The following is a 21,917-nucleotide window of genomic DNA, read 5'->3' as shown; positions in this document are numbered from 1 at the left end:
GAACGCTGCTTCAACCGGCTCAAACAGTTCCGCGCGATCGCCACCCGCTACGACAAGACCGCCCTGTCCTACCAAGCCATGATCGACCTGGCCACCCTCACCCTCTGGCTTTGAGGACGGGCCCTAGACCGCGCGGATCTCGGACCGGCTCTCCGGTGTGTCCGCGACGATGCGGAACGGCCGGGCGAGCGCTGCGGGGGCGGCCAGCGCGTAGACGCCCATGCCGAGGAAGAACATCGCGGTGATGACGATGATCGCTGTCTGCACGGGTGGGATCATCGGTGGCGTGGAGGAGGACGCGCTTCCGGAAACGTGCTGCCGGGCGACGATCTGGGTCGGGTTCGGCCAAGCCGCCTACCTCGGTCCGCCGCTGAAGCTGGACGCCCACTCCGGCTCCGTGGACTGCTTCGCCTACGGCGTCGACGCCCCGTTCACCCTCCGCACCGGCGGCACGGGCGAGCGCCGTGTCCGCGGCGCCCTCATCCCCGCGCGCACGACGCATCAGGTCATCGCGGACGGACGGATGCTCTTCCTCTACCTCGAACCGGGCCTCGCGGACACCGCCGACGACCGGATCCGCACCGCGACCGGCCTCCTGCGGTCAGACCCCGGGCAGAGCGCCGCGCGGGTCGCCGCCGCGATCGGCCTGTCGACGTCGAGGTTCCCGCACCTCTTCCCGCTCAGCACGGGCACGAGTTTCCGCCGCTACCGGTTGTGGGTGCGGATGCGGCACGTCGCGGCGGCCGTCAGCAGGGGCGCGGACCTGACCAGGGCGTCCGCCGAGGCCGGGTTCGCCTCCCCGAGTCACTTCAGCGACAGCTTCCACGCCATGTTCGGCCTGACCGCGAGCGCACTGCTCGCCACCGCGCGCCTCGTCGTCAGTTGAGCTCCGGTCGAGTCACCCGCCAGCGGCGTAGATCACGTCCGAATGTACTAGCTAAGGTATGCCTTAGTTAAGTTAGGGTCGCTTTAGGATGCTCAGGGGTGCCACGAGAGGACCGCGATGAACCCGGTGTTAGACCTGGCCGGAATCGGCTTCGGCCCGTCCAACCTCGCTCTCGCGATCGCGGTGGAAGAGCACGAGCGGCCCGTCCGGGCGCGCTTCTTCGAGCGGCAGCCGAGGTTCGGCTGGCACCGGGGGATGCTGCTGGAGGACGCCACCATGCAGGTGTCGTTCCTCAAGGACCTCGTCACGCTGCGAAACCCCACGAGCGGCTTCAGCTTTCTCTGCTACCTGCGCGATCGCGGGCGGTTGATCGACTTCGTCAACCGCAAGAACTTCTTCCCGCTGCGCAAGGAGTTCCACGACTACTTCGAGTGGGCGGCGGAACGGGTCGCGCACCACGTGTCGTACGGCGCCGAGATGACCCGGATCCGCACCGACGGCGACGGGTTCGAGATCACCGTCGGCGAGGAGCTGGTCCGAACGCGCAACGTCGTGCTGGCGACCGGGCTCAAGGCGAGCCTGCCGGACGGCATCGAGGCGGGCGAGCGGATCTGGCACAACCAGGACCTGCTGCACAAGGTCGGCACCCTGGAGGACCCGCGGCACGTCGTCGTCGTGGGTGCGGGACAGAGCGCGGCCGAGACGGTGGCGTTCTTCCACGACCGCTTCCCCGAGGCCGAGGTGCACGGCGTCTTCGCGCGCTACGGGTACAGCCCTGCCGACGACAGCTCGTTCGCGAACCGCATCTTCGACCCCGCGGCGGTCGACGAGTTCTACCGCGCGCCGGAGGACGTCAAGCAGAAGCTCATGGGCTACCACGCCAACACCAACTACAGCGTGGTCGACCAGGACCTGATCGAGGAGCTCTACCGGCGGGTCTACCGGGAGAAGGTCCTCGGCAGGCAGAGGTTGTCGCTGCACAACACCTCGCGGCTCATCGACGTGAACCCCGACGGCAAGTGCGTGATCGAGTCGCTCGCGGACGGCGGGCGGCTGCCGCTCGACGCGGACGTCATCGTGTACGCGACCGGGTACCGGCCGGCGAACCCCGTCCGGCTGCTCGGCGATCTCGCCGACCACTGCGAGCGCGACGAGCACGGCCGGCTGAAGATCACCCGCGACTACCGGGTGGTCACGAACGACGAGATCCGCGGCGGGATCTACCTGCAGGGCGGCACCGAACACACCCACGGCATCACGTCGTCGCTGCTCTCGAACACCGCTGTGCGGGCAGGCGAGATCCTCGACTCAGTCCTGCGCCTGCCGCGGACGACGGTGAACCCGGTGCCGGAGCTCGCGGCACATCGCTAGCCGGCATCACCGCTGAGGTAGTCCGCGAACGTCCGCCGGCCGACCGCGCGGCCCGGTGCCAGGTTCCCGCCTGCACGGTAGGCGCGGTACGTCGCTCCCGGGACCTTCAACGGCACGAGCGTGCGCTTCTTCCCCGTTGCGGCCAAGTACATCCGGGCGAGGTCGATCGCCTCGTGGATCTCCGGTCCACCCATCTCGGGCGCTGGTCCCGACGGTGCCGCCTGAGCGAGCGTGGCCAGTTCCAGGCCGACCTCGGCCTCGTCGACCGGCTGGAACGCGAATCCCGGCACGAGCATCAGCGGCAGTTTGGACGTGCTGTCGAACATGCGGCGCAGCAACGAGTGGAACTGCGTGGCACGCAGGATCGTGTGCGCCACACCCGAGTTGGCGATCAGCTGCTCGGCAGCGTGCTTCTGCTTGTAGTAGGGGAGCGGGACCCGGTCGCAGCCGACGATCGAGATGTAGACCAGGTGTGCGGGCTTGGCCGCCAGCACCGCCTTGGCCATGTCGACCTCGCGCCGGAACGACGTCGCGCAGTGCACGACGACGTCCGCGTGCAGTGCGCTCAAACCCGTGCCGTGCAACAGATCCGTGCCGGTGGAGCGGGACACCGCCCTGGCACCGGGCAGAGCGGCGACGACGTGCCTGCCGAGCGAGCCGTTGCCGCCCGTGACGACGAAAGTCATGCAGTTACTTTGACACGGTAGTAATGCGCCAGCACGATGGTGCCGGAGACGGCGGCGATCGCGCTGATCACGAGGCCGGCCTGGGCGAGCGCGCTCATGCCCGTGCCCTCACCGAGCAGCTTGATGCCGATCCACGCGGCGACGATCGGGTTGACGACGGTCTGTCCCGCCACGACGAGGTCGGGCGGCCCGGCGGCGTACCCGAGCTGGATGAACCAGGCGCCCACGAGGAAGGCGACGACCAGCCCCAGCAACGAGACCCACTCGATCTGCGGCAGCGTGGTCGTGACGTCCCTGACCAGCACGGCGACCAGCCCGTAGGCGATTCCGGCGCCCACGGCGAGCGCCAGCGCCCTGACCGCGCCCGCCTGGAACGTCGCCACCACGGTGCAGACGAGCACTCCCGCGACCACCAGCTGACCGGCCTGCAACGCGACCTTCGCCGACACCTCCGTCGGCACCGCCTGGCCCGCCGTGATCCACACGAACACCACGATTCCCGCTGTGGCCACCAGCACCGCGACTGCGAGCAGCCCGCTGAACTTCCGCGCGCGTGCCACCGCGATGATCGGGATGGCCAGCGCGTTCAACGGCGCCACCACCGAGACCGGTGCCAGCGCGAGCGCGACGATCTGCAGGACCGCGCACGCGAAGAGGACGAGGAACCCGTAGACCCACCGGCGTGACGTCACGAGCCGGTGTGCGGAGGTCAGCTTCAGGTCGGTCAGCTCCCGCACACCGGCGTGCTGCCACATCGCGCCGAGCGCGCTGCACCCGGCGGCTAGTACCGCGCACAGGATCGCGATCCCGACCACGTGCCAATCGTACCCCGGCACTGCTATGGTTCATTACATGAGTAACGAACCCAGGAAGTGATGTCGTGTTCGACGATCGGAGCCCGATCTACCGGCAGATCGCCGACCGGATCAAGGCGGACGTGCTCAGCGGGGCGTTGAAAGCGGACGAGCAGGTCATGTCGACCAACCAGTACGCCGCCTACTACCGGATCAACCCGGCGACCGCGGCGAAGGCCTTTCAACAGCTCGTGGACGAGAAGGTGCTCTACAAGAAGAGGGGGATCGGGATGTTCGTGAGCACGCAGGCTCGCGACATGCTGCGGGCACAGGGGAGGGAGACCTTCTTCGGTGAGGTCGTTGATCCGATGGTCGCGGAGGCGCGCGCCATCGGCATTCCGCTCGCCGACGTCATCCGCCGCATCGAGCAGCACGAGAACGGGAGTGCGTGATGCGCGTTGACGTGCAGGGCCTGACGGTGCGCTACGGCGACGTCACGGCCATCGACGACATGAGCTTCTCCTTGTCCGGCAACAAGATCTACGGACTGCTCGGGCGAAACGGCTCCGGCAAGACCAGCCTGATGTCCGTGCTGGCCGGCTACCGCAGGCCCATCGGCTCGGTTCAGCTCGACGGGGAGCAGGTCTTCGAGAACGCGGCCGCGATGCGGAAGGTCTGCCTGGTGCGGCACCCGGCCGACGCCGCGGACAAGAGCGACAAGGTCTCGCACGTGCTCGAGTACGGCGCGGCGTGGCGGGACACGTGGGACAACGCGTACGCGCTCGAGCTGGCCGAGCTGTTCAAGATCGGGCTGAAGTCCAAGGTCGGAGAGCTGTCGCTGGGGCAGCGGTCTGCTGTTGGTGCCGTCATCGGACTTGCCAGTCGTTCGCCGCTGACGATGCTCGACGAGTCGCACCTCGGCATGGACACCCCGACCCGGTACGCGTTCTACGACGCCCTGCTCAACGACTTCATGGCGCACCCGCGCACGATCATCGTCTCCACGCACCTCATCGAGGAGCTGTCCTCGTTGCTGGAGGAGGTCGTGATCATCGACAGCGGCCGGCTGGTGTTGCAGGAGGAGGCGGACGTGCTGCGGTCGCGTGGCACCGAAGTCGTCGGAAACGCCGCCGACGTCGACGAGTTCACCGAGGGGCTGACCGTGTTGAGTGAGAAGTCGTTGGGGCGCACGAAGTCCGCGATGGTCTTTGGTCAGCTCGACGACTCCGGGCTCGTCCGCGCCCGGCAGCTCGGCCTCGAGCTCGGCCCGATCGCGTTGCAGGACCTGTTCGTCCACCTCACCGAGCCGGTCGGAGGCAAGCGGTGAAGATCTTCCGTCACCTGACCGTCGCGCTGGTGTCGTACGGCGGGATCGTCGGCGCCAGTGTCTTCCTCGCGGTTCTCGCCGTCGAGTTCGGCATCTCGCTGTTCGGCGACGCCGTGTTCAGCGGCTGGATGCTCGTCACCGTGCAGATCGCGCGCTGGTTCGTGCTCTGGGTGGGCGTGTACACGATCCACAACGTGCTGCCGATCGCGATCGCGCACGGCCGCACCCGCCGCGAGTTCCTGGGCGCGGCGACCGGTTTCACCGTGGTCTTCGCGCTCGCGATGACGCTGTTGACGTGGCTCGGGTTCCTCGTCGAGGACGGCGTCTACAGCCTGATGGACTGGCGGTCGACCCCGCACGGGTCGCCGCTCGCGTACTTTCTGATGTTCCTGGTGTGGTGCGCGGTCGGCATGTTCGTCACCGCGGCGTTCGACCGTTGGGGGTACGGCGGGGTGTTCACGCTGCCCGTCGGTCTGGCGCTGGCGGTGGTGCCGGGGATCACGATGCCCGGCACCGGGGACACGCCGTTCGTCAGGAACATGCCGCACCTGCTCGGCGACGGCTGGCACGCGGTGTCACTGGGTGCGTGGGTGGTCGCGATGGCCGTCACGTGGGCCATCGCGCGGGATCTTCCGGTTCGCCTGCGGACGTCCTGACGCCTCACCCGGCCGCCAGCTCCGCCGTGCGGTGGCGTTCCATCAGTTCCGCGACCTCGGCGGTCGGCGGATGCGTGATCGCCGAGGCCGCCGAACGCAGGACCTCCAGCTGCTCGGTGAGGTGCGCGTGCACGAACTGCTTCAGCGCGTCCGGGCTGGTGGAGGCGAGCTGGATCTCCGCATCCGTCGGCATGCCGGGCATGTCGTGGCCGGCGTGGTGGTTCACGTACGGCGCGTCGAGCAGTTTCCGCAACGCCACGAGCTCGGCCCTGCGGTTCTCGACGAGTTCGGGCCTGCCTGCCAGCTCCACCAGTTTCAGGGCCTGCTCGTCGGTGGCGATCGCCAGCTCGACGAACGCGCGTTCCGTTGCGCCGTAACCGTTCGCGCTCGAAGGGGACGGCGGTTGCGGTGGTGGTTCCTGCTGGCAGGCCGAGAGGAGGACGCCTGCCAGCAGGAGCACGATCAGCCGTGGTTGCCGGCGTGATCGCATTTCATCACCACGTTGATGCAGTTGCGGACGCGGCGTTCCATCTCGGCGCGCGGCCACACGTTGAAGAAGTCTCCGTGCATCGTCTGCCCGGTGCCCGACGAGAGCCGGAGTCCCGCCGTGCTGCCGTTGACCGGATACCGCAGCACCATCCGCAGCTTCGGCACCGGAACCGGGTGCGAGGAAGGACATCCACCCGCGACGGGGTAGGACATGTGCGACTTGTGGTCGGCGGAGTCGAGGTTGCGGCCGTCCCAGCACTGCGGGAAGTCCAGGTACGTCTCCAGCATCGTGCCCGCCGGGCACACCACGAAGTTCTTCGACGGGTTGACGTGCCCCGCGTGCAGGCACGACCAGCGCGCGATGCTGTCGTGGTCGCCGGTGGCCCTGGCGTTGCCCGCCACGATCTTCAGCCCGTACGGCGTGGGCTGGATCGCCGCCGGGTTGTTCACACCCTCACCGAGGTAGTAGAAGGTGATGCCGGTAGGGGCGATCGCGGTGTTGTCGCGGTACATCGTCGGCACCCAGTACGACGAGATGTCGGAGACCGGGTTGCAGTTGCCGGTCTTCCCCTCCAGCGACTGCTGGGTTGAGTGGGCGTTGGTCGAGTGGTTGCCGAAGAAGTCGTGGAAGTGCGAGGCACCGGCCAGACCGGGCAGGACGATCGGGTCGTCCGGCAGGCGGTGACTCAGCTGACAGTCCGCGACGAACTCGGCGACGCGGACGGGTTCTCCTTGCGCGGTAACGGGAACGCTGAGCACGCCGGCGGCCAGCGCGAGGACGGCGGCCAGCTGGGACAAGGGCTTCGTCATTGAAGCTTCCTCTCCGCTGCAGGGGGCGGGCGGTTAGGAGAGCGCTCTCACGCGAATCGAGCATGGCGCAGTCGCATTGGGGCGTCAATCCGCAAGAAATGTTCAGTAGTACCGGTTTTCTTGACATCGCGTGCCTGCTGCGATGACGCTCGGATCCGGAGGGCGCTCTCACGATCCCGTTCTCCGGCCCCAGGAGCACCCATGTCAGGAAGCCTTCACCGCGGCGGACTTCCACTCGTCGCCGCGGCACTGGTCGCTGCCGCTCTGATCGTTCCGGTCCACGCGGAAGCCGCCGGTCCACTGCTCTCCCAAGGCCGTCCCGTCACGGCGTCACCAGCGAGAACGCCGCCTTCACCCCGGCTGCGGCGGTGGACGGCGACCTGGGCACCCGCTGGTCGAGCGAGTTCCGCGACCCGCAGTGGATCCAGCTGGACCTCGGTTCGACGGCGAGGGTCGACCAGGTCGTCCTCGTGTGGGAAACCGCGCACGCGAAGACGTTCAGCCTGAAGATCTCCCCGGACGGCAACAGCTGGAACGATTTGTACAGCACGGCGACGGGCCCGGGCGGCACCCAGACACTCCCGGTGAACGGCACGGGCAGGTACGTCCGGCTCGACCTGGCCGAGCGCGCCACCCAGTGGGGTTACTCGCTGTGGGAGTTCCAGGTGTTCGGCACTCGGGACGCCGGGACCGCCGAAACCCTGCTCTCGTACGGAAAACAGGGCGCGGCCTCGACGTTCCAGGACGACGCCAACTGCGGCCGGTGCCTCCCGGCCAAGGCGTTCGACCGCGACCCCGCAACCCGTTGGGCCACGAGCGCGACCACCGGCTGGGTCGACCCCGGCTGGATCTCGGTGGACCTCGGCGCACCCGCGACCATCTCGAAGGTCGTGCTGCAGTGGGACCCGGCCTTCGCGACGGCGTACCGGCTGGAGGTCTCCGACGACAACGCGAACTGGCGCGAGATCTACTCGACGACCACCGGCCGCGGCTTCAAGGAGACGCTGACCGTCAGCGGTCAGGGCCGCTACGTCCGGATGTTCGGCACGGCCAGGTCGAACGGGTACGGCTACTCGCTGTGGGAGTTCCAGGTCTACGGCACCGGGGGCAACCCCACGCCCGCCCCGCCGCTGCCGCCGAACCCGTCGTTCCCCGGCCGGCTCGTGTGGGCCGACGAGTTCAACGCGCCCGCGGGCACCGGCCCGGACGCCTCGAAGTGGCAGGCGGAGACCGGGCCGGGTGTGAACAACGAGCTGCAGTACTACACGAACAACAACAACGCCCGGCACGACGGCAACGACAACCTGGTGCTGCAGGCGCGCCGTGAGGTCACGCCGGGCAGCGCGTGCCCGCCGGACCCGATCAGCGGCAGCACGACGTGCCAGTACACGTCGGCACGGCTCAACACGCACGGCAGGTTCAGCTTCACCTACGGCAGGGTCGAGGCGCGGATCAAGGTGTCCACGACGCAGGGGCTGTGGCCCGCGTTCTGGTTGCTGGGCGCGGACTTCTTCGACCAGCGCACACCGTGGCCGAACTGCGGTGAGATCGACGTGATGGAACACGTCGGCCGGGAACCGAACCGGGTGTACTCGACGCTGCACGCGCCCGCGTACCACGGCGCCGGCGGGTTCGGGCAGCCGCTCGACCTCGGCACTCCCGCTGCGAGCGCGTTCCGCACGTTCGCGGTCGAGTGGGACTCCAGCCACATGACGTTCAGCGTGGACGGCAACAACTTCTTCACCGTCGACAAGAACCAGCTGGAGTCCACGCGCGGACCGTGGGTCTACGACCACCCGTTCTTCATCATCATCAACAACGCGGTGGGCGGCGACTTCCCCGGCCCGCCGGGACCGGGGACGCAGCTGCCGCAGGACATGGTGCTCGACTACGTCAGGGTGTTCCAGTGACGGAGACACGGGCCGGCGGTGAGACGTCGAAAGCCTCGCTGACCGTCTCGATCTCGATCTGCGCGGTTTCCCCCGAGGTCAGCGGGATCGCGGGCACGAAGTACGCGTCGTTCGCCGTCCCGCCGAGGAAGATCCGCTCGCTGCCGGTCCACTTGTAGACCCGGTACTGCCGGACCGAACCGGGCGAGCGCGTCCAGGTGAGCCGTGCCGACACCGTCGTGACGTCGGTGCGGCTCACCTGCTCGACCCGCACGTTCGCCGGTGCGGCAGGCGGCGTCATGACCGGGTCCGTCACGCCGATCCGGCCGATCAGAGCGGTGACCGGTCCTCCCGGCAGCACGCGCAGCGCGATCTCCGTGAGCGTCGCGTCGGCGTGCTCGCCGAGCGGGAACACGCTGCGCCGCCACGCACCGCTGATCCCGCCGAGGTCCAGGACCTTCTCTGTGGTGCCGATCCGCAGCACCGCCTGCAGCCGGGACGGTCCGGTGCCGGTGCGGTGGACGATCTCGAACTGGCTGTTCCCGGTCAGCCGCAACGACGTCGCGAACAACCGGACGTCGTTGGCGGACGCCGGAGTGCCGGTGATCTTCAGCGCGGTACCGCCGTCGTACGGCTCGTCCCAGTCGAGCGACGGCACGACCTTCGTCCCGGTGCCCTTGACGCTCCACCGCCACGTGGGCAGCACGTCCTGCAGCGACAGGTTGTTCCACGCCTGGGACGAACGCACGGTCCCGTTGACCGCGAACTTCCTGCCGTGGCCGGTGTTGAAGTTCGTCACGAACGGCAGCGAGGTGATCGGCGTCAGCTCGGTGATGTAGTGCGCCACGCCCTTCCACGCGGCGGTCGTCGTCGTGTTCGACGGATCACCGTTCGGGCCGACCCAGAACCTGTTGTCCCTGGCGTAGAAGTCGGCGGGACCGGCAGCGGACTTGAACGTCCATTCCGGACGGTAGAAGCCGAGCGACGTGGTGTGCGGCTTGCCCTCGGGGAAGACGGACGCCCAGCCGACGCTCGTGTTGTAGCCGTTCGCCTCGACGTCCACACCGGACGCGAGGTCGTAGGGGCTGCGGCCCAGCTGCCTGGCGAGGTTCGCCGAGTTCTGCAGACCGCTCGCGCTCCACCAGAAGTTCAGGAACATCTCGTCGGACTGCTCGAAGAACATCTGGTTCCGCGAGGTCAGCGCGTTCTGCCAGGAGACGCTGCCGGTGTTGGTCATCGCGTCGTACCAGATGACCCGCAGCCCGCTCTTCTTCAGGTACACGATGAAGTCGCGCATGTCGCCGGCGAGCTGAGCGTCGCCGCCCGCGGTCTCCTGGTTGAGGAACCAGCCGTCGAAACCGTGGTGCCTGGCGACCTGGATCATCTTGTCCGCCACCGGGAACCTGTCGCCCTCGCGCCGGACGAAGTCGCGGACCCACTGCAGCTGGCCGCCATAGGCCGTGGGCGGGAGGAACACGTTGCCGATCACGCGGACACCGTTGCGGTGCGCGGCGTCGGTGACGGTCGGGTTCGGCGCGAGGATCAGGCCTTCGGACGCGGAACCGCCCCAGAACACCAGCTCGTCGATGTACTGCCAGTAGTTCGTGGCGTAGTAATTCATGTCGAGCGAGCCCTGTGCCGGGTTGTTGCTCGTCGGCGCGTACGCGACCAACGCCTGCACTCGCGCCTCACCGGTGTGGGCGTGGGCGTTGGCAGGGCGGGCCGGGACAACACGCTTGGCCAGCGGCACGGTGCTGCGGTTGTACCTGGCGTCCCGGTCCGTCGACGGATCCCAGTCGAGGATCGTGGCCGGGTGCCAGTACGACGCGTACGGTTGCGCGGCTTCGGCGGCGGACGCGGGAGTCTCGGACAGCAGGCTGGTCAAAGCCGCCGTCGAGCTCAGAACGAGGAACTGTCTCCGAGTGGGCACGCGATCACCCTTGTGCGCCATCCGATTCGCCGCATACCGCCTCTACGGTGACTGCATCGGACGACAATTCACCGATCTGCTGCGCTGTGTAACCGGGAACGATTCGGTGACGTCCGTTGGAACGGCATCGAAATGTTCCGGCAACCATCCATGTGGCCGAACCTCAGTGGGGCTACTGAGCGGTAGCGTTGGGATCGCTGTCGCAATTGGTACCCCTGCAACCAATTCGAGGTGTCATCGTCGTGCGCATCAAAGCTGTGCTTGCGGCACTCGTCCTGGCGCTGATCCCGGCCACCGCCCCTGCTGTTGCCTCAGCGGCGGCCAACCCCTACGAACGCGGCCCGGCACCCACCGCCGCATCGGTGGAGGCCTCCCGAGGCACGTTCGCCGTCACCCAGGCCGCCATTCCCCGCCAGTCGAACTTCGGTGGCGGCACCATCTACACACCGACCAGCGACCTCACCTTCGGTGCCGTCGCGATCTCACCCGGCTTCACAGCCACCCAGTCGTCCGTCGCGCACTTCGGGCCGCGCCTCGCGTCGTACGGCTTCGTGGTGGTCACCATCAACACGCTGTCGGGCTGGGACGACCCCGACAGCCGGGGCCGCCAGCTGCTCGCGGCCCTCGACTACGCCGTCCGCACGAACCCGCGCGTCGACGCCACCCGGCTCGCCGTGATGGGCCACTCGATGGGTGGTGGCGGGGCGTTGCGCGCCTCCGTCAGCCGCCCGGCCCTGCAGGCCTCGATCCCGCTGGCCGGCTGGCACACGACCAAGAACTGGTCGACCGTCGGGGTGCCGACCCTGGTGCTCGGCGGCCAGAACGACCCGACCGCACCCAACTCCCAGCACTCGCTGCCGTTCTACACCTCGATGACGGCGGCGCCCGACAAGGCGTTCCTGGAACTGCGCGGCGGCGACCACTCGGATCCGCGCAGTGACAACGTGACGGTCCGCAAGTACACGCTGTCGTGGCTCAAGCGGTTCGTCGACGACGACCTGCGCTACGACCAGTTCCTCTGCCCGGCCCCGGCGCCGAACACGCTCATCTCGGCCTACCGGGACACCTGTCCGCACGCCTGATCACCGGTGGGTGGTTTCTGTTGCTCCGGCGGCGGAAACCACCCACCTGTGGCCGGTGCCGGAGTGCGACGGCCTGGCACAGCGTGAATGACCACGGCACAACCGATTCCGCGACGTACGCGGTCCAGCTGCGCAGGGTCGCGACGGAGATCGCACCGGTCAGATGCGCGACGACCCCGTCAGTTGCGTGAGCACGACTGCGACCGTCCCGAAGAGACAGGGGGCGAACAGTCCGGAGGCGATGGACGCCGTGCGCCGGGCGGGGGAGACGGTGATGGTCACGACTCTCTCACCATCAGCCCGGCGCCCTCCGGGATCTCCAGCGGCACGGTGTAGAAGCGGATGTCGTAGCCGTCCGGGTCGGTGATTCCCGACAGCAGCCAGCCGACCCGCGTGCGCATCACGCCGTCGTGCGCGACGCCCCGCGCGGCCAGGTTCGCCGCGAGCGCGTTGAGCGCGTCCTTGCCCGGCACGCCGATCGCGAAGTAGTCGAACCCGGATGCTGCGGCGGCCTTCTCGGGGTTGAGGCGGATCGCGAAGCCCGGCCCTCCGTTGGGATGTGCCAGGGCGACGCCCATCAGCCCCCCTTCCTCGACGAAGTGCATCACCGGGAAGTAGCCGAGGTGGCCGGAGTACCAGGCCAGTGACTTCTCCAGGTCGGAGACGGGCGGCTTGACGTGGTGGCACCGCTGCTGGAGGGCATGCTGCTCACCAAGACGACGGAGCAAACGATCGAGCAGTACGAGTCGTGGCTGGTCAAGACGTGGACGCGGCTCATAGCACCTTCCTGACCTCGGCGGGCGGCACTCGCGAAAAGGGCCGCCAACCGTCCGGGAGACGGTCGGCGGCCCCGCTTGCTCAGCGTGATCCGGTTCCCCTCAGGGGACGATCACTCGTAGGCGATCGCGTCCAGCACGTTGAGGCGCGCGGCCCTGATCGCGGGCAGGATCGCCGCGATCACACCGACGACCGCGGCCACCACCAGGTACTGGACCATGGTGACCCAGGGGAACCCGATCTCCGAGATGCCCTGGTCCTTCAACGCCTGCACGGTCGCGACGCCCAGCGCCGCACCGACCGCGAGGCCGAGCACCGCGCCGAACACCGAGATCACCACCGACTCGACGGTGATCATCCGCATCACCTGCGCCCGCCGCATGCCGATGGCCCGCAGCAGACCCAGCTCGCGGGTCCGCTCGATCACCGACAGCGCCAGGGTGTTGATGACGCCGAGGACCGCGATGAGGATCGCCAGCGCCAGCAGGATCTGGATCATCAGCAGGACCGTGTCGAACTGCGAGGTCGTCTGCTTCACGAACCCGCTGCGGTCCTGCACGGTGATCTCCGGGTTGTCGGCGAGCAGCGGCTCGACGCGCTTCTGCACGTCCGCCACCGCCGTCCCCGGCTTCACCTGCAGGAACGCCTGGACGATCTGGTCGGACCGGAAGTCGCGGGACGCGGACTCCGGCAGCACCAGCGCACCCTGCAGCACCTGGGTCTTGGCCCAGATGAACCCGACGGTGAACGTGCGCGGCTCCTCGCTCCTGGCCAGCTGCAGGGTCAGCGTGCTGCCGACCGAGAGGCCCTTCTCGGACGCGAGGTCCTCCGGCAGCGCGAGCTGGTTCTCCTTCAGCGGCGCGATGTCACCGTGCTTCGGCTTGAGGCCGAACATCTGCTTCATCGCGGGCACGCTCGTCGGGGCGATCGCGAACAGCTGGTCCTCGCCCTGCAGCACGCCGTCGGAGGCCCAGCCGAACGCCGAGCTCACGCCTTCTGTCTGCTCGACCTTCGTCAGCACGTCCCGCTTGAACGACGCGGGCATGCCCTCCATCTGGCCCTCGCCGGAGATGATCAGGTCGGTCTGGATCTGGCCGGCGGCCAGCTTCTCGATCGACTTGGTCGCCGACGTCAGCACCACGCTCACGCCGGTGATCAGCGAGATGCCGACCATCAGCGCGGCCGCGGTGATCGCGGTACGGCGCGGGTTGCGCGCGGAGTTCCTGCGGCCCAGCAGTCCCGGCATCGACCACGACAGCAGCCGGCCGATCAGCGACACCATCGGCTTGGACAGCAGCGGGGTCAGCAACGCCACGCCGATGAACGCCACCAGGATGCCGCCGAAGATCAGCGGCAGCGACGCCTGCCGGAACCCGAAGCCCAGCGCCGTGCCACCCGCGGCGGCCACCAGCGCTCCGGTGATCGTGATCTTCGTCAGCGGCCGGTCCGGCGTCGCAGCCTCCCGCATCGCCGCCACGGGGGCGATCCGCGAGGCCCGCAGTGCCGGCATGACCGCCGCGATCATCGTGACGACGATGCCGACCGCGAACGACGAGATCACCGCCGACATCGGCACACCGATGCCCGCGAGCTGCAGGTTCGTCCCGCCCACCGAGCTGAAGATCTTCGCCAGCAACGCGCCCACGCCGATCCCCGCCCCGAGGCCCACGATCGACGCGATCAGGCCGATCACGAACGCCTCCAGCACGACGGACCCGATGACCTGGCGTCGTGACGCGCCCATCGACCGCAGCAGCGCGAGCTCACGCGTGCGCTGGGCGACGATGATGGAGAACGTGTTGAGGATGATGAAGATGCCGACGAACAACGCGATGCCGGCGAACCCGAGCAGCACGTAGTTGAAGAACTTCAGGCCCTCGTTGATCTGGTCGGCCTGCTCCTTCGCCAGCGTGGCACCGGTCTTCACCTCGTAGCCGGAGCCGAGCTTCGCCGCGACGGCGTTGCGCAGAGCGTCTTCCGACTGGCCGTTCGCCGCCGTCACGGTGATCGACGAGTACACGTCCTTCTTGCCCAGCAACAACTGCTGCGCGACCGGCTCGGTGAACGCCACCGACAGCTCGCCGCCCAGCGACTCGCGCCCGCCCGCGTACTCGTAGATGCCGGTGATCTTGAAGGTCTTCTTGGGCTCCAGGGTGAGCAGCGAGATGTCGTCGCCCACCTTGAACTGGCCGGACGACGCGAGGTACGCGCCGACGATGACCTCGTTGTCCGCCTGAGGGGCCCTGCCCTCCCGGATCTTCTCCTGGCCGGTGCCCGTCCAGTTGGCGCCGAACCGCGGCGCCCCGGAGGTGGTCATCACCTTGCCGTTCTTGCCGATCGGCCGCGCGGAGCCCTGCACGTCACCGACGGCCGACGCCACGCCCGGCACCGACTTCACGTCGGCGATGGCCTGGGGCGTCAGCGGTACGGGTTCCTTGCCCTTCTCCGTCTTCGGCGACACCGAAACGTCCACATTGGCGAAAGCCGACGAGAACAGGTCGGTGAACGACCGCTGCAGCGTGTCGGTCAGCACGAACGAACCGGACACGAACATCACGCCCAGCACCACCGCGAGCGCGGACAGCACCAGCCGGAGCTTGCGGGAGAGCAGGCTCTTGATGGTCGCCTTAAACATGGCTGCTACCGCTGTGCTCGATCATTCCGGGTGCGTCGAGGTGCTTCATCGTGTCGAGAACTTCTTCAGCGGACGGCGAAAGGAGCTCCCGGACGATGTTGCCGTCCTTGAGGAAGATGACGCGGTCGGCGTACGACGCGGCGTTCGGGTCGTGCGTGACCATCACGATGGTCTGGCCGAACTCACGCGCGGACCGCTGCAGGAAACCCAGCACCTCGGCACCGGACTGCGAGTCCAGGTTGCCGGTCGGCTCGTCGGCGAACACCACGTCCGGCCGCGACACCAGCGCACGCGCACACGCCACGCGCTGCTGCTGGCCACCCGACAGCTGCGTCGGCCGGTGGGTCAGCCTGTCCCTCAGGCCCACCGTGTCGACGACGACGTCGAACCACGCGCGATCGACCTTCTTGCCGCCGATCGCGAGCGGCAGCGTGATGTTCTCCTCGGCCGTCAGCGTCGGCAGCAGGTTGAACTGCTGGAAGATGAAGCCGACCTTGTCGCGCCGCAGCTCCGTGAGACCGCGGTCCTTCAGCCCGGTGACCTTCGTGTCACCGATCCACACCTCGCCGCGAGTCACGTCGTCGAGGCCCGCGAGGCAGTGCATCAACGTCGACTTGCCCGATCCCGACGGCCCCATGATCGCAGTGAACCTGGACGTCTCCAGGTCGACGCTCACCCCCGCGAGCGCGGTCACGGCAGCGTCGCCGGACCCGTATTCCTTCCACACGTCAACGGCTCTGGCCGCGACTCCATCGGACGCGCTCACTGTTTGTCCCCTCCTGTGGGTCTCGTGCGCACCATCTTCGGCGACACGGGCACACCGTAGGGTCAGGTCTTCCACTGAGACGACCCTGAGATTGACCCCGGCACCCCGCCCCCCGCCGCCACGCTGAGAGATCTCTCAGCTGCGCTGCGTGTGCACGCAGATGCGGTGCGGGAGGAACGGTATTTCACTGCGGCCGCAGTGTCTTCAGCCTTCCGATGACTAGGCCGTCAACTTCCGTCGCATTGAGACGGTCGGTTCCATTCGCCATGAAACCAGTTCGACGCGGAGGCCTTCCCTCAACGCGTTCTCGGCGAGCCAGTGGTCCACGTCCTCGCGGTAGGCGCGGGCCGGTCGCGGCCAGCGGTCCAGCCACTCGAGGAACGCGGCGTTGCAGACGATCGGCCCGCCCGGCGGTCGCACGCCGAGCACGAGCACGGGGTCCTCTCCGGCGGCAAAAGAGGCGGCGGTGTCGTGCACGCCGCCGAAGAGGAGCCGCTCCGCACCCAACTCACGGGCTTTGTCCGCCACCCCGAAGAAAGCCGACCCGCGCCCGTGTGTGCGCACCACCAGCTGGTGCGCACGGAAGTCGGTGTCGAGGAACTCATCGGCGTACGTGCCGTCATCGGCCAGCACCAGCACGTTCGTGCCGCCGGGGAGTGCCCCGACCTGACCTGGATGCGTGATGCCGATGACGGTGATGCCCACGACCTCAATCGTGACGGTCGTGTGTTAACCCTTGGCAGCGTGGGCGTTAAACAAGTTTCGGCAGCACTTCCGCACCGAACAGGCGGATCGTCTCGATGACGGAGTCGTGCGGCATGCCGCCGATGTCCACCATCACCAGGTGCGTGTCGATGGACAGCTGCTGCGCCAACGCGTTCAGGCGCGCCGCCACCTCGTCCGGCGTCCCGCACACCGCCGCGCCGTCCATGATCGCGTCCACGTCGACGTCACCGTCCCCGCGCCACGGGTCGGCGAACCGCGCGTACTCGGCCAGATGCGGCCGCCACCGTTCCCGCGCGTCCTCGTGCGCCACGAAGACGTGACTCGGCACGCCGACCCGCCCGCCGGGGAAGCGTTCGCGGTAGTGCCGCACGACGTCGGCGTAGATGGAGGGATCCCGCAGCGTCGACGGCAGCATCAGCGGCATCTTCAGCTCGGCGCCCAGATTCGCGGACACCGCCGACCCCGACCCGATCCACACCGTCGGCCGCGGCAGCTGCACCGGCCGCGGCGTCGTGGTCACCTGGCTCAGCGGGCCGCGGAACCGGCCGTCCCAGCTCACGCCGGGCTCCTCGAGGAGCTTGATCAGCAACCGCAGGTGTTCCTCGAACCGCTCGCGCAGCTCACCGGGCTGCACCCCGAACGCCGCGTCCGTCTGCTGGTCGACCCCGCGCGCCACGATCAGCTCGGCCCGGCCGTTGGACAGCACGTCCAGGGTGGCGAGGGACTCGGCGACCAGCACGGGGTCGCGGTGGGCGAGCAGCGTCACGCCGGTGGAGAGCTTGAGCGTGGACGTCCGTGCCGCCACCCAGGCGAGCAGCAGTTCCGGTGCCGACACGATGTAGCGGGTGAAGTGGTGCTCACCGATCGCGACACCCGTGAAGCCCGCCTCCTCGGCCACGACCGCCTGCTCGACCATCGCCCGCAGCCGGTCGGCCTGGGGCACTTCCTCGCCCGTGCACGGGTTGGGCAGGTGGTCACCCAGGATCAGCAGGTAGACGTCCATGCCCGTCATTTTCCATCCGTCCGGGGCAAGATGGTCGGCATGGTCATCAACAACGAGACGGACAGCCGGTACGAGCTCCACGTCGACGGTCAGCTGGCCGGTCAGCTCGACTACCAGCTCGTCGGTGGCGTCATCGCGTTGACGCACACCGAGGTCGACGAGGCGTACGCCGGTCAGGGCCTCGGCGCGCAGCTCGCGAAGTTCGCGCTCGACGACGCGCAGGCCCGTGGTCTCAAGGTCTCGCCGATTTGCCCGTTCGTGGCGAAGTACATCGACAAGCACCCGGAATACCGTGTTACCGTCCGGTAAGAATTACTTGCAAGCGCTAACAATGAGGTGAGCGGGCGTGTGGAGTGAACCGGGCGCGTTCGAGGTGGCACCAGGCGTGCACCGCATCCCGCTGCCGTTGCCGAACGACGGCCTGCGCGCGGTCAACGTCTACGCGATCGAGGACGGCGACGGCCTCGTCATGGTCGACTCCGGCTGGGCGCTGGACGAGGCACGTGACCAGCTGGAAGCCGCGCTGGGCACGCTGAACAAGGGTTTCGAGGACATCCGCAGGTTCCTCGTCACGCACGTGCACCGCGACCACTTCACGATGGCGGTGTCGCTGCGGCGCATGTTCGGCGCCAAGATCGGGCTCGGCCTCGGCGAGCAGCCCTCGTTGCGGCACATCCTGCACGGGCAGGAGGACCAGCACGTCGACGACCTGCGCAAGTGGGGCGCGAGCGAGCTGGCGGAGACGTGGATCAAGATCATGCACCACGTCGACCGCGGTGAGGCCCTGCACGACTACGAGGAGCCGGACGAGTGGCTGGTCCGGGGCACGGTCGGCCTCGAACACCGCGAGCTGGAGGTCGTCCCGACGCCCGGCCACACCCGCGGCCACGTGGTGTTCGTGGACCACACAGCGAAGGTGCTGTTCTCCGGCGACCACGTGCTCCCGCACATCACGCCGTCGATCGGCTTCGAGCCGTTGCGCCCCGAACTGCCGCTCGGCGACTACATGACGTCGCTCAGGCTCACCCGTGAGCTGCCGGACCTGCGCCTGCTGCCGGCCCACGGCCCGGTGACCGACAGCTCGCACGCCCGCGTCGACGAGCTGCTGCACCACCACGAACAGCGCCTGGAGGAGATCCTCAAGGCGGTCAGCGGCTCGGCGTTCGAGACCGCCCGCAAGATCGGGTGGACCCGCCGCCAGCGCCGGTTCGACGACCTCGACATGTTCAACCAGGTGCTCGCGATCGGGGAGACGGCCGCGCATCTCGATGTTCTGGTCGAACGTGGCGAATTGACCCGAACGATGAACGGCGGCGTGCTCGAATACCTGCTCTGACACACACATCGGGGACCGATCCCGTACCAGCGTCCCTTCGACCGCCCCTGCGCCCCCTTGGGAGCCGTACGGCACACACCCCGGCTCCGTCCGCCCGTCAGTACCGCGGGGATGCCCATGAGTGACGGAATCGTTCCGGCGATCGAGTTCGCCGACGCCGCAGTCGAGGGGGCCACCGCCTTCGACATGGCACCCGCGAACGGCCTTGCGAGCTCGTCCGTGCTGCGTGCACGACGCACACTGGATCTGAGGCGGACCGAGACTCCCGGACTCGGCGACATGCCCGGTGGGCCCAGGAAGCACCGGCATCGACGGCGCTACGCGGTAGTGATGCTCGACTCCGACGGCAGGCTCAGCGACCAGCAGCTGTTCTCGCAGCTGGGGTGGATACCGGGAACACGAGTCGACATCGGTGTGGGCGACGGTCACGAGATCGTCGTACGCCACGACGAGGAGGGCGCCTGGGCGCTGACCGCCCGCAACATGGTGCTGATACCGGCGCCATTGCGGCGCTGGTGCGGCTACGACGGCGGCGACCCGGTACTGGTAGTGGCAGTGCCGTCGATGTCCGCCGTGGTGCTGCACCCCCTCGAAACCCTGGACCAAGCGCTACCCGATCCCAGAAAAATCGTGGAACGAATGCATCCCCCCGGCACGCCGGCCGGTGCCGCAGCGGCTGCCGAGGACGGTGACGACGACGAGCTCTCCGCCGGGCGTGGATCCCAGGACGGCAACGGGCCTCAGGGTGCGGCAGGTTCGGGTGATGGCCGTGGGTAGCGCTCAGGCAGATGTGCAGGCATTGGTCCAGCTGATGCACGCCATGAACGTGGAGCCGGAAGAACTCCTGGCTGCCGCGCGGCCGCAGAACGTGCCCACTTTCGAAGAGTTCATGCGGCTGGTGCGCGCCGCGGCGTCACCGGGACTGCAGAGAAGCTACAAGTCCTACTGGGACAGGATCGTCGAATGCTGGGGCGGACGCAGACTGAACGAGCCGACCCCACGAGAAGTGGGCGAGCTGCTCGAGCACATCCGTGCCAACGCGCTACGGCGCCGGACCCACGTCGACGGGGCCGGCGCGGTATGTAACCTCTACTACGCGCTGCTACGCGTGTACCGGTTCGCGATCGATCAGGAGGTCTTGTCGTCGCGGCAGGATCCGATGCCGAAGGTGCCCAGACCACGCAGCGCTAAATCTCAGCGTCACGCGTTGAGTCCGCAGCTCTACCAGGAGATCGTCCGGACGGCTGTCGGGACCGGACGTGATCCGCGACTGGACGGCCTAATACTTCGGTTCCACTTGGAGACCGCTGCGCGCACCGGTGGCGCGCTGAATCTGCGCCCGATGGACCTGGACCCCGAACGGCTGTTGGTCACGCTGAGGGAGAAAGGCTCTATCCAGCGTCTGCAACCGGTCTCCCGGACCCTGATGCGGGCACTGCTCGACCATGCGGAGGAGCGTGGCGCTCGAGACAAGGCGAGTCCGCTGTTCCGGTTTCGTGACGGCAGGCCACTAACCAAACGTCGGTACGAAACACTGTGGATTCGGGTGGGTAAGTACGTCCCTGCCATCGGGGAAGAGAACATCAGTATGCACTGGTTGCGTCACACCACTTTGACGTGGGTGGAGCGCAACTTCGGTGTGGCGGTGGCCGTCGCCTACGCCGGGCACTCTGCGGGACTGTCTCTCTGGCGCGGTGTTACCGCTCACTACGTCAAGGCGAGTCTTGAGGAGGTCGCCACCGCGCTGCAGGCATTGACCGGCGAGCCGCACCCGCTGGCCGCGCACTGGTCTTGGTCGGCTGCGGCGCTTGAGGTACACCCGCTGCAGGAGGCTGGCCGGTGATCAGGGCCATCAGCGGGTAGTACGCCACGATCTCCGTCGAATAAGGGGTCTGTGTCAAAATATGTCGCTTACACAGACCCCTTAGGTGTCGCCGAGTGGCTCGCGTGTGGTGGTACGTCAGCAGCAGGTGTTGCGGTCGTCGGAGCATCTTCGTTGTCCGTGCTCGTAGTCGCGAGGGCGTGTCCTCAAAGCCAGATAGTGAGGGTGGCCAGGTCGATCATGTCTTGGTGGGACAGGGCGGTCCTGTCGTAGCGGGTGGCGATCGCGCGGAGTGACGGTTCAGCTTGAGGTTGTCTTCAGGGTGGCGAGGGCGCGTACGAGCGCGGTGGTCTGCGCACAGATCCCGGTCACGGTCCACTGCACGTTCTCGGGTGTGGCTTGGCGGGCCGGGCGCGTGGCGGTTGCCCACAGGCTTACAACGCCCTGGACAGTGCCGTCGCGCGAAACCTCTCGGAGTACCTGCGCCAGATCCTGCGTGGAGTCCGGAACAGCGCGGTAGTGGCCGGCGCCCTCCGCGGCGTAGGCCCAGCCGTGACGGACCACGCTGACGGAGCAGCCGGCGGCCGCAAGCCGCTCGCCCAGCAGGTCATCGAACCGGCTGCCTCCGTGCAGCAGAAGCCAACGGCCGTTCTGTACGGCGGGCTCAGCCGGTTCGGGTGGCACTTCGCACCAGCGGATGGTGTGCGGCCAGTCCTGGGAGGGCGTAGCGGCAGGGCCGTCCGCCGTCTCGGCCGGCCTGGGAGCGGGTGAACGGCGGCAAGCGGGGTCCAGGGATCGTACGGGGTGTTCCGTGCCGGGTTTGATGGAGACCATCAAGCCTGGATGATGAGGAGCAATGGCCCCACCGAAGAAGTACCCAGATGAGCTGCGTGAGCGGGCGACCCGGATGGTCGTGGAGGCCCGCCGGGACC

The 21,917-nt window shown here is 68.1% G+C and carries 24 protein-coding genes and 1 pseudogene; 12 read left to right on the top strand and 13 right to left on the bottom strand.

Features of this window, described 5'->3' with window-relative positions:
* Positions 1 to 114: pseudogene (locus ABFX45_RS43950) on the top strand (IS5/IS1182 family transposase); the annotation flags it as partial.
* Between the two features lie 9 nt (positions 115 to 123).
* Here ABFX45_RS43950 and ABFX45_RS43945 read toward each other — a convergent pair.
* Positions 124 to 267 (bottom strand): DUF4345 family protein, encoded by a 144-nt coding sequence (locus ABFX45_RS43945; protein ID WP_346137067.1) that lies wholly within the window; start codon positions 265 to 267, stop codon positions 124 to 126.
* Between ABFX45_RS43945 and ABFX45_RS43940 the strand changes: the two genes are divergently transcribed.
* Both ABFX45_RS43940 and ABFX45_RS43935 read left to right on the top strand, forming a co-directional pair.
* Entirely contained in the window at positions 245 to 886 is a 642-nt protein-coding gene (locus tag ABFX45_RS43940; RefSeq protein WP_346137065.1) for a helix-turn-helix domain-containing protein, read from the top strand. The genes ABFX45_RS43945 and ABFX45_RS43940 overlap by 23 nt on opposite strands.
* Before the next feature lie 117 nt (positions 887 to 1,003).
* Entirely contained in the window at positions 1,004 to 2,257 is a 1,254-nt protein-coding gene (locus ABFX45_RS43935) for a lysine N(6)-hydroxylase/L-ornithine N(5)-oxygenase family protein (RefSeq protein WP_346137063.1), read from the top strand.
* Here the strand turns inward: ABFX45_RS43935 and ABFX45_RS43930 are convergent.
* Both ABFX45_RS43930 and ABFX45_RS43925 read right to left on the bottom strand, forming a co-directional pair.
* Positions 2,254 to 2,943, bottom strand: a complete 690-nt coding sequence (locus ABFX45_RS43930) for an SDR family oxidoreductase (protein WP_346137061.1) — start codon at positions 2,941 to 2,943, stop codon at positions 2,254 to 2,256. The genes ABFX45_RS43935 and ABFX45_RS43930 overlap by 4 nt on opposite strands.
* Positions 2,940 to 3,758, bottom strand: a complete 819-nt coding sequence (locus ABFX45_RS43925) for a DMT family protein (protein ID WP_346137059.1) — start codon at positions 3,756 to 3,758, stop codon at positions 2,940 to 2,942. The genes ABFX45_RS43930 and ABFX45_RS43925 overlap by 4 nt, the downstream gene beginning before the upstream one ends.
* A gap of 65 nt (positions 3,759 to 3,823) precedes the next feature.
* Between ABFX45_RS43925 and ABFX45_RS43920 the strand changes: the two genes are divergently transcribed.
* From ABFX45_RS43920 to ABFX45_RS43910, 3 genes are read left to right on the top strand one after another with little or no spacing between them, the layout of a single operon-like run.
* A complete protein-coding gene (locus ABFX45_RS43920; RefSeq protein ID WP_109635570.1) occupies positions 3,824 to 4,189 on the top strand; it encodes a GntR family transcriptional regulator in 366 nt (121 codons plus the stop codon).
* Positions 4,189 to 5,064, top strand: coding sequence for an ATP-binding cassette domain-containing protein (locus ABFX45_RS43915; protein WP_346137057.1), 876 nt, complete (start codon positions 4,189 to 4,191; stop codon positions 5,062 to 5,064). The genes ABFX45_RS43920 and ABFX45_RS43915 overlap by 1 nt, the downstream gene beginning before the upstream one ends.
* On the top strand, positions 5,061 to 5,720 hold the full coding sequence (locus ABFX45_RS43910; RefSeq protein ID WP_346137055.1) for a hypothetical protein: 660 nt from the start codon (positions 5,061 to 5,063) through the stop codon (positions 5,718 to 5,720). The genes ABFX45_RS43915 and ABFX45_RS43910 overlap by 4 nt, the downstream gene beginning before the upstream one ends.
* Before the next feature lie 4 nt (positions 5,721 to 5,724).
* Here the strand turns inward: ABFX45_RS43910 and ABFX45_RS43905 are convergent, their stop codons facing one another.
* Positions 5,725 to 6,210, bottom strand: coding sequence for a hypothetical protein (locus ABFX45_RS43905; RefSeq protein ID WP_346137053.1), 486 nt, complete (start codon positions 6,208 to 6,210; stop codon positions 5,725 to 5,727).
* Positions 6,183 to 7,019 carry a DUF1996 domain-containing protein gene (locus ABFX45_RS43900; protein WP_109635578.1) on the bottom strand — a complete coding sequence of 279 codons (837 nt, stop codon included), beginning with the start codon at positions 7,017 to 7,019 and terminating at the stop codon, positions 6,183 to 6,185. The genes ABFX45_RS43905 and ABFX45_RS43900 overlap by 28 nt, the downstream gene beginning before the upstream one ends.
* 368 nt (positions 7,020 to 7,387) lie before the next feature.
* On the opposite strand from ABFX45_RS43900, the gene ABFX45_RS43895 reads away from it, so the two are divergent.
* Positions 7,388 to 8,929 (top strand): galactose-binding domain-containing protein, encoded by a 1,542-nt coding sequence (locus ABFX45_RS43895; protein ID WP_346137051.1) that lies wholly within the window; start codon positions 7,388 to 7,390, stop codon positions 8,927 to 8,929.
* Here ABFX45_RS43895 and ABFX45_RS43890 read toward each other — a convergent pair.
* Positions 8,913 to 10,838 carry an endo-beta-N-acetylglucosaminidase gene (locus tag ABFX45_RS43890; RefSeq protein ID WP_346137049.1) on the bottom strand — a complete coding sequence of 642 codons (1,926 nt, stop codon included), beginning with the start codon at positions 10,836 to 10,838 and terminating at the stop codon, positions 8,913 to 8,915. The genes ABFX45_RS43895 and ABFX45_RS43890 overlap by 17 nt on opposite strands.
* Positions 10,839 to 11,080: 242 nt before the next feature.
* Here ABFX45_RS43890 and ABFX45_RS43885 point away from each other — a divergent pair, with 242 nt between their 5' ends.
* Positions 11,081 to 11,920 (top strand): dienelactone hydrolase family protein, encoded by an 840-nt coding sequence (locus tag ABFX45_RS43885; protein ID WP_109635588.1) that lies wholly within the window; start codon positions 11,081 to 11,083, stop codon positions 11,918 to 11,920.
* A 159-nt stretch (positions 11,921 to 12,079) separates the two neighbouring features.
* Here the strand turns inward: ABFX45_RS43885 and ABFX45_RS43880 are convergent, their stop codons facing one another.
* From ABFX45_RS43880 to ABFX45_RS43855, 6 genes are all read right to left on the bottom strand, one after another.
* Positions 12,080 to 12,202 (bottom strand): hypothetical protein, encoded by a 123-nt coding sequence (locus tag ABFX45_RS43880; RefSeq protein ID WP_346137047.1) that lies wholly within the window; start codon positions 12,200 to 12,202, stop codon positions 12,080 to 12,082.
* The gene (locus ABFX45_RS43875) at positions 12,199 to 12,648 is read right to left on the bottom strand and encodes a VOC family protein (RefSeq protein ID WP_346137045.1); all 450 of its coding nucleotides are present in this window, start codon (positions 12,646 to 12,648) and stop codon (positions 12,199 to 12,201) included. Before ABFX45_RS43875 ends, ABFX45_RS43880 begins: the two co-directional genes overlap by 4 nt.
* 161 nt (positions 12,649 to 12,809) lie before the next feature.
* Positions 12,810 to 15,332, bottom strand: a complete 2,523-nt coding sequence (locus ABFX45_RS43870) for an ABC transporter permease (protein WP_109635592.1) — start codon at positions 15,330 to 15,332, stop codon at positions 12,810 to 12,812.
* The gene (locus ABFX45_RS43865) at positions 15,325 to 16,098 is read right to left on the bottom strand and encodes an ABC transporter ATP-binding protein (protein ID WP_112226091.1); all 774 of its coding nucleotides are present in this window, start codon (positions 16,096 to 16,098) and stop codon (positions 15,325 to 15,327) included. The genes ABFX45_RS43870 and ABFX45_RS43865 overlap by 8 nt, the downstream gene beginning before the upstream one ends.
* Before the next feature lie 219 nt (positions 16,099 to 16,317).
* Positions 16,318 to 16,803: a hypothetical protein gene (locus ABFX45_RS43860; protein WP_346137043.1), complete on the bottom strand. Its 486-nt coding sequence runs from the start codon at positions 16,801 to 16,803 to the stop codon at positions 16,318 to 16,320.
* Between the two features lie 46 nt (positions 16,804 to 16,849).
* Positions 16,850 to 17,836 carry an LLM class flavin-dependent oxidoreductase gene (locus ABFX45_RS43855; RefSeq protein ID WP_109635599.1) on the bottom strand — a complete coding sequence of 329 codons (987 nt, stop codon included), beginning with the start codon at positions 17,834 to 17,836 and terminating at the stop codon, positions 16,850 to 16,852.
* A gap of 30 nt (positions 17,837 to 17,866) precedes the next feature.
* Between ABFX45_RS43855 and ABFX45_RS43850 the strand changes: the two genes are divergently transcribed.
* From ABFX45_RS43850 to ABFX45_RS43835, 4 genes are all read left to right on the top strand, one after another.
* Positions 17,867 to 18,136 (top strand): GNAT family N-acetyltransferase, encoded by a 270-nt coding sequence (locus tag ABFX45_RS43850; RefSeq protein WP_109636450.1) that lies wholly within the window; start codon positions 17,867 to 17,869, stop codon positions 18,134 to 18,136.
* 37 nt (positions 18,137 to 18,173) lie between these two features.
* The gene (locus ABFX45_RS43845) at positions 18,174 to 19,163 is read left to right on the top strand and encodes an MBL fold metallo-hydrolase (protein ID WP_346137041.1); all 990 of its coding nucleotides are present in this window, start codon (positions 18,174 to 18,176) and stop codon (positions 19,161 to 19,163) included.
* Positions 19,164 to 19,280: 117 nt separating this feature from the next.
* Positions 19,281 to 19,940, top strand: a complete 660-nt coding sequence (locus ABFX45_RS43840) for a hypothetical protein (protein ID WP_346137039.1) — start codon at positions 19,281 to 19,283, stop codon at positions 19,938 to 19,940.
* Entirely contained in the window at positions 19,927 to 21,006 is a 1,080-nt protein-coding gene (locus ABFX45_RS43835) for a tyrosine-type recombinase/integrase (protein WP_346137037.1), read from the top strand. Before ABFX45_RS43840 ends, ABFX45_RS43835 begins: the two co-directional genes overlap by 14 nt.
* 279 nt (positions 21,007 to 21,285) lie before the next feature.
* Here the strand turns inward: ABFX45_RS43835 and ABFX45_RS46725 are convergent, their stop codons facing one another.
* Positions 21,286 to 21,819, bottom strand: a complete 534-nt coding sequence (locus tag ABFX45_RS46725) for a KR prefix domain-containing protein (protein ID WP_428834294.1) — start codon at positions 21,817 to 21,819, stop codon at positions 21,286 to 21,288.
* Positions 21,820 to 21,917 lie beyond the last annotated feature (98 nt).

Origin of the sequence: Lentzea roselyniae, assembly GCF_039537795.1 — a bacterium.
GTDB classification, from domain to species: domain Bacteria; phylum Actinomycetota; class Actinomycetes; order Mycobacteriales; family Pseudonocardiaceae; genus Lentzea; species Lentzea atacamensis.
Note: the sequence above shows the minus strand (reverse complement) of the source record. Positions and strands in the feature narration are given on the sequence as shown.

Bases quoted from the DNA above. Each gene is read 5' to 3' on its own strand.
- ABFX45_RS43940 (WP_346137065.1), top strand. From the start codon at position 245: ATGACGATGATCGCTGTCTGCACGGGTGGGATCATCGGTGGCGTGGAG.
- ABFX45_RS43935 (WP_346137063.1), top strand. From the start codon at position 1,004: ATGAACCCGGTGTTAGACCTGGCCGGAATCGGCTTCGGCCCGTCCAAC.
- ABFX45_RS43930 (WP_346137061.1), bottom strand. From the start codon at position 2,943: ATGACTTTCGTCGTCACGGGCGGCAACGGCTCGCTCGGCAGGCACGTC.
- ABFX45_RS43915 (WP_346137057.1), top strand. From the start codon at position 4,189: ATGCGCGTTGACGTGCAGGGCCTGACGGTGCGCTACGGCGACGTCACG.
- ABFX45_RS43905 (WP_346137053.1), bottom strand. From the start codon at position 6,210: ATGCGATCACGCCGGCAACCACGGCTGATCGTGCTCCTGCTGGCAGGC.
- ABFX45_RS43900 (WP_109635578.1), bottom strand. From the start codon at position 7,019: ATGACGAAGCCCTTGTCCCAGCTGGCCGCCGTCCTCGCGCTGGCCGCC.
- ABFX45_RS43870 (WP_109635592.1), bottom strand. From the start codon at position 15,332: ATGTTTAAGGCGACCATCAAGAGCCTGCTCTCCCGCAAGCTCCGGCTG.
- ABFX45_RS43855 (WP_109635599.1), bottom strand. From the start codon at position 17,836: ATGACGGGCATGGACGTCTACCTGCTGATCCTGGGTGACCACCTGCCC.
- ABFX45_RS43850 (WP_109636450.1), top strand. From the start codon at position 17,867: ATGGTCATCAACAACGAGACGGACAGCCGGTACGAGCTCCACGTCGAC.
- ABFX45_RS43840 (WP_346137039.1), top strand. From the start codon at position 19,281: ATGAGTGACGGAATCGTTCCGGCGATCGAGTTCGCCGACGCCGCAGTC.
- ABFX45_RS43835 (WP_346137037.1), top strand. From the start codon at position 19,927: ATGGCCGTGGGTAGCGCTCAGGCAGATGTGCAGGCATTGGTCCAGCTG.
- ABFX45_RS46725 (WP_428834294.1), bottom strand. From the start codon at position 21,819: ATGGTCTCCATCAAACCCGGCACGGAACACCCCGTACGATCCCTGGAC.